10 protein-coding genes are annotated in these 14,293 nt (G+C 33.3%); 7 read left to right on the forward strand and 3 right to left on the reverse strand.

The window, feature by feature from the left end:
• Positions 1-18: 18 nt before the first annotated feature.
• Together prfB and ACKI42_RS10020 are read right to left on the reverse strand one after the other, a co-directional pair.
• Entirely contained in the window at positions 19-1,131 is a 1,113-nt protein-coding gene (prfB, locus tag ACKI42_RS10015) for a peptide chain release factor 2 (protein ID WP_407404977.1), read from the reverse strand.
• Between the two features lie 132 nt (positions 1,132-1,263).
• Positions 1,264-2,640, reverse strand: a complete 1,377-nt coding sequence (locus ACKI42_RS10020) for an AAA family ATPase (RefSeq protein ID WP_407404979.1) — start codon at positions 2,638-2,640, stop codon at positions 1,264-1,266.
• Positions 2,641-2,733: 93 nt separating this feature from the next.
• Here ACKI42_RS10020 and ACKI42_RS10025 point away from each other — a divergent pair, with 93 nt between their 5' ends.
• The 7 genes from ACKI42_RS10025 to ACKI42_RS10055 all read left to right on the forward strand — a co-directional run bounded on the left by ACKI42_RS10025 (position 2,734) and on the right by ACKI42_RS10055 (position 13,426).
• A complete protein-coding gene (locus ACKI42_RS10025; protein WP_407404981.1) occupies positions 2,734-3,636 on the forward strand; it encodes an ABC transporter ATP-binding protein in 903 nt (300 codons plus the stop codon).
• A 2-nt stretch (positions 3,637-3,638) separates the two neighbouring features.
• Complete coding sequence (locus ACKI42_RS10030; protein ID WP_407404983.1) at positions 3,639-4,484, forward strand: ABC transporter permease; 846 nt, start codon at positions 3,639-3,641, stop codon at positions 4,482-4,484.
• A 113-nt stretch (positions 4,485-4,597) separates the two neighbouring features.
• Complete coding sequence (locus ACKI42_RS10035) at positions 4,598-5,191, forward strand: hypothetical protein (protein ID WP_407404985.1); 594 nt, start codon at positions 4,598-4,600, stop codon at positions 5,189-5,191.
• A 61-nt stretch (positions 5,192-5,252) separates the two neighbouring features.
• Positions 5,253-7,856: an alanine--tRNA ligase gene (alaS, locus tag ACKI42_RS10040; RefSeq protein WP_407404987.1), complete on the forward strand. Its 2,604-nt coding sequence runs from the start codon at positions 5,253-5,255 to the stop codon at positions 7,854-7,856.
• A gap of 207 nt (positions 7,857-8,063) precedes the next feature.
• Complete coding sequence (locus tag ACKI42_RS10045) at positions 8,064-10,517, forward strand: DUF5686 family protein (RefSeq protein ID WP_407404989.1); 2,454 nt, start codon at positions 8,064-8,066, stop codon at positions 10,515-10,517.
• Positions 10,518-10,715: 198 nt separating this feature from the next.
• The gene (locus ACKI42_RS10050; RefSeq protein WP_407404991.1) at positions 10,716-13,115 is read left to right on the forward strand and encodes a DUF5686 family protein; all 2,400 of its coding nucleotides are present in this window, start codon (positions 10,716-10,718) and stop codon (positions 13,113-13,115) included.
• 74 nt (positions 13,116-13,189) lie between these two features.
• Positions 13,190-13,426, forward strand: coding sequence for a hypothetical protein (locus ACKI42_RS10055; protein ID WP_407404992.1), 237 nt, complete (start codon positions 13,190-13,192; stop codon positions 13,424-13,426).
• Position 13,427: 1 nt separating this feature from the next.
• Here the strand turns inward: ACKI42_RS10055 and folP are convergent, their stop codons facing one another.
• On the reverse strand, positions 13,428-14,270 hold the full coding sequence (folP, locus tag ACKI42_RS10060) for a dihydropteroate synthase (RefSeq protein ID WP_407404994.1): 843 nt from the start codon (positions 14,268-14,270) through the stop codon (positions 13,428-13,430).
• Positions 14,271-14,293 lie beyond the last annotated feature (23 nt).

Consider the following 14,293-nt stretch of genomic DNA (forward strand, 5'->3'; position numbering starts at 1 on the left):
ACAGATTTTAAGCTTCTTTTACAAGTTTAGATCATCACTGGTAGCTGCATTTCCATCTGCCATCAAAAACGCTTTCAAGAAAGGGGTGATATTTCCATTCATTACTCCATCTACGTCCGAAGTCTCGTGGGCAGAACGTACATCTTTAACTAATTTGTAAGGATGCATCACATAATTTCGGATTTGGCTACCCCATTCAATTTTCATTTTGTTGGCTTCAATTTCGGTACGTGCTTTTAGACGTTCTTCCAATTCCATCTCGTACAATCTAGAACGCAATAGCTGCATTGCTTTTTCTTTATTTTGAAGCTGAGAACGAGATTCTGAGTTTTCGATAATAATCCCGGTAGGAGCGTGACGTAGACGCACTGCTGTTTCCACTTTGTTTACGTTTTGTCCACCTGCTCCAGAAGAACGCATCGTCTCGAAGGAAATATCAGCAGGGTTAATATTAATTTCTATAGTATCATCTACCAAAGGATACACATACACGGACACGAAACTTGTATGACGCTTGGCATTACTATCAAAAGGAGAAATTCTTACCAAACGGTGAACACCATTTTCCCCTTTCAGGTAACCGAATGCATATTCTCCGTCTAGCTCCAAGGTAACCGTTTTTACCCCAGCTACTTCACCTTCCTGATAGTTGAGTTCTTTAATCTTATAACCTTGTTTTTCTGCCCACATGGTGTACATTCTCATCAGCATTGCTGCCCAATCGCAACTTTCTGTTCCACCTGCACCCGCAGTAATTTGTAAAACAGCAGAAAGCTCGTCGCCTTCATTAGAAAGCATATTTTTGAATTCTAAATTTTCTATTTTTTCCAAAATCTGAGGAAAACTCTCATCCAATTCTCGCTCCGAATCTGCATCTTCCTTAGCAAACTCCATCAGAACATGCAAATCTTCGAGCTGAGTAGAAATATCTTCAAAGTCTTCTACCCATCGTTTTTTGGAACGCAATTGCTTCAGAAAAACCTCAGCCTTTTTCGGGTTGTCCCAAAACTCTGGAGCTGCAGATTTTTCATCATCATTTGCAATTTCTATTTTCTTTTTTTCAATCTGAAGATATTTGTATAAATCTTCAATTCTAGATTGAACTTCTTTTATTTGGTCGCTGTTGATCACGAATGTTTCTTTTCTGCAAAAATACGGATTCTCATGTAAACAGAGATGCGCACTTTGATATCATTGTAAAATAGTAATGATGAGCAATCTTCTATTTTGTATTAAATTTAAAATATATCCTAAAAAATCTCCTTATTTTTTGTCTTCCTTATTATTATGCTGAAAACCTATACTTGTAGGTTGTGGCTCTACCATCTTATAGGTTTCTAACTCAGATCTAACTGCTTCTATTCTATTTTTAAAATCGTCATAATTATTCACAATAGCATCATTCAGGAACTGAGCAACTTGGTTTAGATATTCTTCTGTTAGTTTAGATGATGCATCTCGCAGAGCACTTTCTAGCAAATATTTATCAACAATTAATTTTTCATTTCTGGTTTTCTGATACAGATTCTTTATTCTTTTTTTCAAGCTTTGAGTAAAATCAATCAACATGGTATTGCTAAACACTTTCATTTTGGATGAAATTTCGCTCCAAAAAGGAATGGTATCCGCTTTATTATTTTTTAAAATTTTAAACAACAAAGAAGATTCATCAAGCCCTTTGGTTATAGAAAACAGGATAATCTCTGCTCTTTCTGACGCATTAGGTGGGAAAATAGGAATAAGAACATCAAACCTTCCCGGCGCCAACACCTCCTCAACAATCTCAGAAACGCTATTGGCAGAAGCTACCATCAATACATTTTCATCTGTGAATTTGCTGATGTTGTGCAAAATAATTTCTTGGGTTTCTATATTACAAGATTCCACCGTTTTGTCTGGTGCCCTACTTTCCATAATGACATCAAAATCATCCATGAAAAGTAACACTTTGTCTTCGTGCATCATGCTTTGTAGAAAATCATTAAAGGAAGTTTTGTTACCATCTACAAACGAAGTTCCTAAATAATGTTTATTCACTTCTTTGAAATGATAATTGATGATTTCTGCAATCTTGTTTGCCCAAAATATCTTACCACTTCCTGGCGGACCATACAAAACAATGCCAGCAGGTTTTGAGATGCCCCAATCTTTGATCTGTTGCTCATTAAGAAATGGCTCTAAAACTGTAGAAATATAAAAAAACAAATCTCTGTACCCAATGAATTCTTTCTGCTGTAAGTTGGTTTTTTGTCCAAAATAATTATAGACAAATTGATAATTTCCGCCTAACTTTTGGTCTAATCCGTAGCTAGAGATAGAAGATGTGTATCTTCCGTTGTCAAATATATTGGTATTTCTTTCTTTGATCTCCTTTTTTATTTTATCAATGGGCTGATTGATTGTTTCTGCAATTTGCTCTATCGTTTTATTTTGGTTTAAATCTTTTTCATACTGTACCAAAAAATCTACATTTTCTCTTGCGAACTTTTCGAAATCTTCTTTTACCTCAAATGTTGTGGTGATACAATCCGTCAGAACCAAATCAAAGTCTTGTATAAAGTGCTTTATAGTTTCTGAGGAAACATTCAGTTCTTTTGCAAAATTATTTAGCTTCATAAAAACATCTATTATTTCTATCAAAAATAAGATTTTAATATTAATTTTTTAATCTATGTACGGAGAATATGTAACAATTATCAAAAATTATAGACTTTTATAGTACATACAAAATACATGGAAAAAATATTATCTGTAAAAAATCTGACTAAAAAATTCAAGAGAGTTGTTGTTAATAATATATCTTTTGATGTAGAAAAAGGCAACGTCTATGGTCTTCTGGGACCTAATGGGAGTGGGAAATCTACTACTTTTGGGATGTTGCTCTCTACCATCAATCCTACAAGTGGAGATTGGTATTGGTTTGGTAAAAGAGGCACTGATTCTGATACGCTAAAAAGAATTGGTGCCATTATAGAACAACCCAATTTTTACCCTTATCTAAGCGCCGAAACTAACCTAAAAATAGTAGCCGAAATAAAAGGCACTCCTCATTCTAGGATAGATGAGGTTCTCACCACTGTTGGATTGATATCTAGAAAAAAAGATACCTTTAAGAGTTATTCCTTGGGGATGAAACAACGTCTATCTATCGCCTCTTCTCTTCTTAATAGTCCGGAAGTTCTGATTTTGGACGAACCTACAAACGGATTGGATCCCGAAGGAATTATTCAAATAAGAGAAATCATCAGCGCTATTGCCAAACAAGGCATTACCATTATTATTGCCAGTCACCTTTTGGACGAAATAGAAAAAATATGCAGCCACGTAATTGTATTAAAGGAAGGAAATGCAATCTATTCGGGTCCAGTAGATGAGATTTCTCAAAACAATGGCTTCTTCGAACTAAAATCGGATAACAACAACGCACTCTTATCAGCCTTAGATGAACTGAATTGGTTCACCTCTATAAAAGCTGATAATGATATTATAAAAGCACAAATACGTGATGATGCGTCTATTTCTGCCTCAGCACTCAACCAAAGATTAGCCGAAAAAGGAATTTTCTTATCTCATCTTGCTAAGAAAAAACAGTCGCTAGAAACTCAATTCCTAGATCTTGTAAAAAACACCAAATAGTTATGATGAAATTATTAAAATTAGAATATTATAAAAACCTCAACTATACGCCCTTTAAGGTTTTTACCATTTTGTATTTCGCTATTCTTATCACATTCCTTTTTATAGGATTGGTCGATCTAAAGGTATTTGGCAAAACCATCAACCTAAAAGAACAAGGTATCTACAACTTCCCAGAAATCTGGAATTTTACTACTTATATTGTTGCACTTCTAAAGATTTTCCTAGGGTTAATAATTGTTTTTTCCATCTGCCAAGAGTTTACCAACAGGATGTTTAAACAAAATACAATAGACGGACTGAGCCGTGAAGAGTTCATTGGGTCTAAGCTTTTAACCATCGGCGTTTTCACCGTTATTTCTACTCTATTGGTATTTGTAATTACTTTATTTATTGGGAAAAGCTATTCTACCGTTACAGATTCCAAGATGATTTATAAAGAGATTTTCTTCATCGGAAACTATTTTGTGAAACTATTATCATTCTTTTGCTTCCTAATGTTTTTATCTATATTGCTTAGAAAATCTGTATTTGTTTTTCTGGCATTTTTTGTAATCTGGGTTGGCGAAGCCATAATTTCAGGGATTGAAACCTTTACAAAACTAGACGGATTGATGGCTGACCAAAGAAATGAAGTGATCCAAAATGGTTTCTTTTTTTCCAAATTACTTCCTCTAGAAAGTATGGCTAGTCTAATTCCAAATCCAATACTTCGTCTAAATTTAGCAAAAACTCTTGGACTAAAATATGACTTTACCTATCCTACAGAAAGTTTGGTAGCATGCCTTGTATGGTGCGGAATTTTTATTCTAGGATCTTATTTAATTTTAAAGAAAAGAGATTGGTAATTTACTTTCCAAACTCATATGACGTAATAAAAAAGTGATTCTCTTGGGAATCACTTTTTTTTGTTTAAATTTAATCCATGATTTCTCGCAAAAGAATATAGTATTTCCCTGGATTGATTAGTGCAGTATTCATACCTATTTTGTTTTGGTATTATGGCAATCAGAAATATGAAGAAATTAATTTTTCTTATGTAGAAATTAGTATTGATCCTATATTTTATAAGAAAACCGATTTCAATACATTTGAATCTCCTATAAATTTAAACTTAAAAAAAATAGCAGTAAAACCTCACGAAGCAAGAAAAAATTCTAAATTTTATATTTCTGAAATTAAAAAATTACAACGGGAATACAAAAAAGAATCCGGAATTGAATTTATTTTGAATGATAAAAACTTTTATGATGATTTTGTTTCATTGCTTAATGATATGCAGCTTTCTAAACAAGAAAATTATATATTAGAACTAGAAAAAACTGGACATTTATTCGCATTTAATTCTCAGGAAGAGGATCATATTCAATTTAATGATTGTGGATTTGGTTGGTCACCTACCATCTATTTTTTGCAGAGTAATTATTATGGTGGGTTTTCAACATTCGTATATCTTGTCAGCCAACTTCCCAAAGAAGCCTTTTACCTAATTTTCGGATTTTTAATATTGTTAAATATTTCGATGCTGAGTATTAAAGAATCGCTTCAAAAATAGTAAATTTGCGCTAATCAAAAAAATGCTAAAAGATTTTTACTTTTAGCTTAAAGCTATAAAAATGACTTCACAACAAATAAGACAACAGTTTTTAGATTATTTTAAAAGTAAAAATCACCTTATTGTTCCTTCTGCACCTATCGTGTTAAAAGACGATCCTACCCTAATGTTCTCCAACTCTGGGATGACGCAGTTTAAAGATTTTTTCTTAGGTTACAAAACACCTACTGCCCCAAGAATTGCAGATACACAAAAGTGCCTTAGAGTTTCTGGGAAACATAATGATTTGGATGATGTAGGTAGAGATACGTACCACCACACCATGTTTGAAATGTTGGGAAACTGGTCTTTTGGAGATTATTTCAAGAAAGATGCGATTGCTTTTGCATGGGAATTATTAACAGAAGTTTACAAAATACCGAAAGAAAACCTTTATGTAACGATATTTGAAGGTGATTCTTCAGAAAACTTAGACAGAGACCAAGATGCATACAACTATTGGAAGGCACTCATCTCTGAGGATAGAATTATCAACGGAAACAAAAAAGATAATTTCTGGGAAATGGGCGCTAGTGGACCTTGCGGACCATGTTCTGAAATCCACGTTGACCTTAGAACTCCAGAGGAAAAAGCGGCTGTTTCTGGTTTAGAATTAGTAAATAACGACCACCCACAAGTTGTGGAAGTTTGGAATTTGGTTTTCATGGAATTCAACAGAAAAGCAGATGGAAGCTTAGAAAAATTACCAAACCAACATGTAGATACAGGGATGGGATTTGAGCGTCTTTGTATGGCATTGCAAGGTAAAAGTTCAAACTATGACACTGATGTCTTTACTCCGCTTATTGCAAAAGTAGAAGAATTATCAGGTAAAAAATATACAGGTATACTTACAGACGAAAAAGATATTGCAATTCGTGTGGTTGTAGATCACATCCGCGCGGTTTCGTTTGCCATTGCAGACGGACAATTACCATCTAATGGTGGGGCAGGATATGTAATAAGAAGAATTTTAAGAAGAGGAATTTCTTATTCTTACCGTTTCTTAGGGATGAAAGAACCTTTCCTTTATCAATTGGTAGCTATTTTACAAGAACAAATGGGTGCTTATTTCCCAGAATTGGAAAAACAAGGAACTTTGGTTACTGAAGTAATAAAAAGTGAAGAAGATTCTTTCTTGAAAACCATTGAAAACGGATTGGTAAGAGTTGAAAAATTGATTCAGCAAACGATTGCTAACAACGAAAAAGTTTTACCAAGTGTTGAAGTTTTCGAATTGTATGATACTTATGGTTTCCCAGACGATCTAACAAGAATTATCGCTGAAGAAAAAGGTCTTACCATTGACGAAGCTGGTTTTGAAGCAGAAATGCAAAAACAAAAACAAAGATCTAAGAAAGATTCTGCTTCTAAAGTGTACGATTGGGTTGTTCTAGAAGAAAAACCTGAAAACTTCGTTGGATATGATGTTTTAGAATCTGAAACTCAAATTACAAGATACCGTAAAGTAGAAAATAAAGACGGAGAATTTTATCAAATCGTATTGAGCGAGTCTCCATTCTACCCAGAAGGTGGTGGACAAGTTGGCGATAAAGGAACACTTTCTAATGGTACTGAATCTTTCGAAGTTTTGGAAACTAAAAAAGAAAACGGATTGATTATTTCGCTTATCAACGGACTTCCTCAAGATGCGAGTGCAACTTTTACAGCAAAAGTAAATGCAGCAGAAAGAAGAAACTCCCAAGCAAACCACTCTGTAACTCACCTTTTACACGAAGCTTTAAGAGAAGTTTTGGGAACTCATGTAGAACAAAAAGGATCTTTTGTAGGACCAGATTATTTGCGTTTTGACTTCTCTCATTTCTCTAAAATGACTGATGAAGAATTGGCTTTGGTAGAAAATAAAGTGAATGCAAAAATAAAAGAAAGTATTGCATTACAAGAATTCAGAAATATCCCAATTCAAGAAGCGATTGACAAAGGTGCAATGGCATTATTCGGAGAAAAATATGGAGATTCTGTAAGGATGATTCAGTTTGGTAGCTCTAAAGAACTTTGTGGAGGAACACACGTGAAAAACACAAGCGAGATTGGAACCTTTAAACTAAGTTCTGAAAGTTCTGCAGCAGCAGGAATTAGAAGAATTGAAGCGATCTCTGGAGACAATTCTGAAGCATATTTCAAAAATATAGAGAAGCAAATGAGTGATATTGCTCAGATGCTAAAATCTAAAGATGTAGTAAAATCAATTGAAAAATTGGTAGACGAAAATACAACTTTAAAAGCTGAAATTGAGGCTTTCAAAAAAGAAAAAGCGAAAGGAGAAATTCAAAATTGGAAAAACGATTTCGTAGAACAAGGTGGCAAAAAATTATTGGTAAAGAAAACTTCTCTAGATGCAGGTTCTGTGAAGGATATTGTTTTCCAACTGAAAAAAGAAACACCAAATTCTATGATCGTCATTATCTCTGATAACAGCGGAAAACCAATGGTAACTGTTGGACTTTCTGAAGATCTAGAAGCTACGCACCACGCAGGAAACATCGTTAAAGAGTTGGCGAAGGAAATCCAAGGCGGTGGCGGTGGAAACCCAGGTTTTGCAACTGCAGGTGGAAAAAACCTTGACGGTATAGAAAATGCTTACCAAAAAGCATTACAACTCTAATAGAAATCCATTTCTAATATACAAAAAAGCTCTCGAAATAATCGGGAGCTTTTTTTGTGAATTTATTTTTATTAAATTATTTATGAATTTTAAAATTTTATTGTGATTTATTCACAATAATCCATATTACATTTAACAAAACATTATTAATTTGGGCTCATTTTCTACACTTTTTATTTTTTAGATTTGTCGAACCAAACCCAATTTATGAAAAAACTTTTATCCTCTTTCTTACTTCTTTCTACGATCAGCATTTTCGGGCAAGTTCAGTTTAAAATTTTAAATAAAGAAAACAAGCAACCCATTTCCAATGCGGCTATCTATTGCGAAGACAATCTTCTTGGGAAAACAGACTTCAAAGGATCTCTTACCATTGCTACAAAATGCAAAAAAGTGGAAGTTTTGGCGAATAATTTTGACGATGCTCAGTTTGATGTAAAAAAAACAAACGATTATTTTCTGAAACCATCTTCTGAAAAAGGAAGCAATATTGATAAAATTGTTATCACCGATAAAAGCGATCCAAAAGCATTGAAAATTTTGGACGAATACAACAGAAATGCAAGAAACAATTCTCCAAAATCTTTAGATAGTTATAATTTCACTTCTTATAGCAAGTTTTCATTAGATGTAGACAAAGATTCTATTGCTATTTTCAAGAACTTTTTGGATGTAAGAAAAGATTCACTTTCTAGGGTTGAAGAAAAAAAAGCAAAACAATCTAAAAGTGATAAGAAAGATTCTTTGATGAGTGAAGATTTTTTGGAAACCAATAAAGACAGTCAAATGTTTTTATGGGAAAAAGCTTCAGAACATAAATTCTCCAAGAAATTCGGGGATAAAACCAATATTATAGACAACAGAATGTCGGGTTTTAAGAATCCAATTTACGAAGCTTTAGCGCTTAATATTTCCAATTTGGATAGAGTTCCAAGACAATTGAAACCCGAAAATAGAAAACTGTTCAATTATTATCTTACGGATACGATCACGTTGGATGGTAGAAAAACTTTTGTCATTAAGTTTAAAGAAATCACCAATAAAAAGAAACAAAATCCTAGAAAATTCAACGGTAAAATCTATATCGATTCTGAAACTTTTGCCTTAAAAAAATTCGAAAGTATTAGCAAAAAACAGAATGATGGCAATATAGTTTCGGTTTGGAAACCTATCCAAAACAAATGGTTTTTAGATTATGAAGACATCAAGGTGAAAATGGGGAGCCAATCTTTTAATACCTCAAAAAAAGACAGCATCAAGAAAGGTGAAGCGCAGAAATATAACCGCAAAAGATTTGGAAATTATCTTTATGTAAAAAATAGATTTTTCGATTTTACCCTTAACGAAGCTCAAAAAGCATCCGACTTCAATGGTTACTCTATCGATGTAAAAAATACAGATGGTAGTTTGCTAGAAAAATACAGAACAGATAGTCTTACAGCAAGAGAAAGTGCGACTTATACAAAGATTGATAGCTTTGTACAAAAGCATGATTTCGAGAAAAAGCTTAATTTTCTTACCAATCTGATACGTGGAAATTTAAGATACAAAATGATCGATTTCGATCTTACAAAATTCTTGAAATATGACAAATATGAAGGTTTCCGTTTGGGCGCAGGTATAAAACTCAACGAAAAATTCAATACTACTTTTTCTCCTGATGCTTATTTGGGATATGGTTTCAAAGATCATCACTGGAAATACGGCGTTGGATTGGACACCAAACTTTCTAAAAAAAGAACTTCTATCTTTAGGGTCGAATATTTTGATGATGTGTTTGCAGCAGGCAGATTCAGTACAGAACAATGGGATAATAGAATGAAGTTTGGGGATCTTAATTTAGATATTCACAACGCAAATTTTTACAGAAACCAAAGTTGGGGCGCCACGTATCTGTATGATCTTTCTAACTCTCTAAGCATAAAAATTGGTTTGCATGGCGAAAAGCAAGAGGCATTATTCAATTATCAATATAAAGATTGGGACAATCATTTCAAAAATACAAGCACTACTCTATCTCTGAAATATGCACCGAATGACAAAAATGTAATGGCGCCTGCAGGAAAACTTGTGGTAGAAAAAAGCTATCCGCAACTTTATCTCAACTACGAAAGAGGCAGCGAATTCTTGGGCGGACAAATGAATTACGACAAGGTAGATATACTATTAATTCACCAATTCAGGTCTAAATTGGGATACACTAATCTAAAATTATTTGGAGGAATATCTTCCGGATATGCTCCGATTTGGAAGAATTTTGAAATCGCAGGACAGACCGATCAGTTTTCAGAAAAATGGTATTCGTCCATCAATACACCTAGCAATTTGGCTTTTGCTACGATGCCTTCCGGAACTTTCTTTGCCGATAAATTTGTGGCATTTCAGGCTTCGCAATCTTTGCCATTTAGGTTTAAAACGATCGGAAACAGATTTTCTAGTATCGAGGTGAAATATCAATCTGCAATTGGCGATATGAAAAACAGACAAGATCATCATTTCAATTATCAGGTTCTGGATCATTATTATCAGGAAGTAGGATTAATGTGGAACAATTTCTTGGGAAGAAGCTTCGGCGTGGGCTTATCTTATCGTTTGGGTTATTATCAAACGGCACATTTTAAAGATAATTTTGGAATTCAGATAAAAATGCTTGGCTTTTAAGATAATCACATTAATAATTAAATGGGCTAATCTCTGATATTACCACAAAACAATAACACAGATTTTTCATTTTGAAGTACAATTACCTCATTATCCTAACAATCTAAAAAACACATTATTATTGAAGTCACAAAAGCTTTATACATACAAGAAATATCTGTAATTTTGGGGTAGTATTATATTATGAAAACGGTTTTTTTGTTCGCAATTTTTCTCATCTCTATTTTTGGTTATTCACAATCAAGAATTACAGTAATAGATGAAACGAGCAAACTTCCCATTGATAAAGCTAAGGTACAATGTAACGGTAAAATTATTGGCGAAACGGATAAAAATGGAATATTAGATTTCAAATCTAAGTGTAAATCTGTACAAATTGTAGCTGAAAATTTCTACCGAGAATCTGCAATAGTGGAAAAACAAATGCATGTTTCTTTGATCAACACTACTTCCAAAGCCAAATCTATAGAAACCGTTATTCTACAAGATAAAACAGATCCGAAAGCCTTGGAAATCTTGAGAAAGGTAGAAAAATTATTCAAGCAAAATTCTCCTCAAAGTTTAGATTCTTATGCCTATAAATCTTACGAAAAAGTATCTCTAGATATTGATGAAGATAGTATTTCGGCGTTCAGAAGTTTTTTTAATTATGAATATAATTTATTTAAAAAGAAACAAATAAAAGACTCATTGAATGATGTTTCGGCGCGTAAACTTTTTGCTAAAAGCAAATTATTCCTTTGGGAAAGAGCGCAAGAATATTTGTATTCCAAAAACTATGGCGAAAAAGTAAATATTCTAGACAACAGAATTTCTGGTTTGAAACAGCCAATCTATGAACTAATTGCTATGCAAGGAAATAGGAACAAAATTCCGAACCAAATAAAGCAAGAAAATAGAGGTCTATATCGTTTTTACCTTACAGACACCATCAATATCGATGGCAGACAAAACTATGTGATTAGATTTCGAGAAGTAAGCTATAAAAAAACAGCAAAAAAAAGGAAATTTAGTGGTTATCTCTACATCGATACAGAAACGTATGGCATCAAAAAAATAGAAAGCATTAGCAAAAACAAAGAAGAAGGTAATATTACGAGTACTTGGGTTTTGTTTGATCATAAATGGTTTTTGTCTGAAGAAAAAATGAAGCTCAGAATGAGCAGAATGAAGATGGAAGGCAATGATCTTGAGGAAAAAACTGGCGAAAACAAAAAGAAAAACAAACAAAGTTTTGGAACATACGCTTTCTTAAATGTTAAATATTTCGATTATCAATCTCCCATAAAAAAAAATCCCAAAGACTTCAAAGGGTACACTTTTACCGTGAAAAATGCCAACGGAAAATCACTAGATTATTATAGAACAGATCCACTTTCCGAAAGAGAAAAAAACACTTATACCACGATAGATAGTCTCGGAAAAAAATACAATATCGATAGAAAAGCTCGAATCCTCACAGGGTTGATCAACGGACAGGTAAGAATGGGAAGTGTTGATTTTGATATTGGTGATGTAGTGAACTTCAATTCTTATGAAGGTTTTCGTATAGGATTAAAAGGTAAAGTGAACGAAAATTTCAATCCTTATTTTTCTCCAGATTACTATTTTGCCTACGGTTTCAGAGATGATAAGCTTAAATACGGAATTGGTCTCGATATAAAAACTACATTAGACAAAAATGCCTATTTCCGAATAGAATATGACGATGATGTAAACTCTTCTGGTGAATTTTATCGCAGACTTTGGAACTTTAAAATGCGAATGATGAACTATGGAAACAACATCAATAACGACAAATATTACCATTATCGTGGCGCATCTCTTTCTTATCTGAACGATGTTACCAATGGTTTGACGGTAGCTGTGGCTGCGAGAAGAAATTTTGAAGAAGCCAAATTCGATTATGATTTCCGAAATGGTGGTTCTGTATTTGAAAACTTCAATACGTTGTTTACGCTGAAATATTCGCCCAACTCTACCAATATTATGACGCCACAAGGAAAATCTATTGTTGAACAAAGATATCCCGAACTTTATTTCAACTACGAACAAAGTTTCAAAGCTTTTAGTGGAGATTTTAATTATACACGTTTTGATGCTCTGTTCATTCACAATTTCAAAACCATGTTGGGAACTACAGGCGTGAGATTGTACGGAGGTTTGCTTTTGGGTGAAGCGCCTATTTGGAAGCATTTCACGATGAATGGTTTGGCGTCTCCAGGAAAAGATATTAACTTTAACCTTACTTCGTTTTTGGGATTTGCAACTCTAGAAGGCGGAAAATTTTATAATGATCGCTTTGCAGCCTATTATCTAACGCACAAATTGCCTTGGTATTTCAAGAGTTTTGGTCAGAATGTTTCGAGTTTAGATTTTGTACTAAGAGGAACTATCGGGAATATGAAACATCCAGAATATCACGATTTCCAATTTCAAAAGCTAGATCATCTCTACCAAGAAGTTGGGCTAGAATACAACAATTTTTTATCTTCTTATTTCAATTTAGGCTTATTTTATAGAATTGGATATTACACAACTCCGAATTTTAAACAAAATTTTGCCATACAATTTAAGTTGAAATTGCTAGAATTTTAAAAATAAAAATCATCTTTGCACATTGATAACAAAGACCTTAAAAAAGTCATAAAACAACTATATTTTAAAGAACAATGAAAAAAATTGAGATTAAAGCAGAGCAATTCTTTGAATTATTAAGGCTAAAAGATACACCAATGTGGGAAATTTTCGCACAAATGATAGATGGAGAAGAGAAAGATATTGTATTTTTGAATGAAGACCAAACGGTACTTTTCAACTATATTTTGCCTTCAACTCTAGAAAAAATGGAAGAAGATAGAAAACAATTCTCCAAAGAATTTGCAGATAAATTAGCAGAAAGAAATTAGTTTAACCGCTAATTTTTTTTTGCTCAAGAAATAGATCTATCGTACTCTTAGCTTCCTTTACATCGTGTACACGCAAAATTTTAGCACCTTGTTTCAATACTTTTAGATGCAATTTTTGAGTTTCCTCGTTGATGTCTAAAGGTGATTTGCCTAAAGGTTTATAAATAAAAGATTTTCTAGAAATACCTATCAACAAAGGGAATTTCCCAAATCCTAAAAATCCTACTTCTTCTATCATTTTTATCTGATCTTCCACAGATTTTCCAAATCCAAAACCTGGATCCAAAATAATATCCTTAATTCCTTTTTCTAAAAGTTCGTTGGTCTTTTTTGAAAAATATTGGTTGATATCTACTGTAATATCCTCGAACTTCACTTTATCGTGCATGGATTGATAAGAAGGATTAATGTGCATCAAAACATAAGGCAATTGTGCTTCCGCAACAGCATTTAACATCTGAGCATCAAATTGTCCACCAGAAATATCATTTACGATATCTATTCCTTCATTAAAGCCAAATTTCACCGTTTCTGCATAAAAAGTATCCAACGAAATTAGGGCTTCTGGCAATTCTTTTTTAATACTCGAAATCAAATATTCAATTCTTGAAATCTCCTCTTCAGAGGATAAATAGTTGGCATTCGGACGTGTAGATTGTGGTCCAATATCAATAATACTCGCACCTTCTTTTAATAACTTTTCGGCTTTTTGTAGCGCAGCTTTTTCAGAATTAAATTGTCCACCATCCGAAAAAGAATCGGGTGTAAGATTCAGGATTCCCATTATTTTGGGAGTATCCAAATTCACAAGTTTGCCGTTGCAATTGATAGAGAAGTTATCCATCAAACAAAGGTACAATCTTACTT

It is taken from the genome of Chryseobacterium sp., assembly GCF_045629545.1.
Taxonomy (GTDB): Bacteria; Bacteroidota; Bacteroidia; order Flavobacteriales; family Weeksellaceae; genus Chryseobacterium.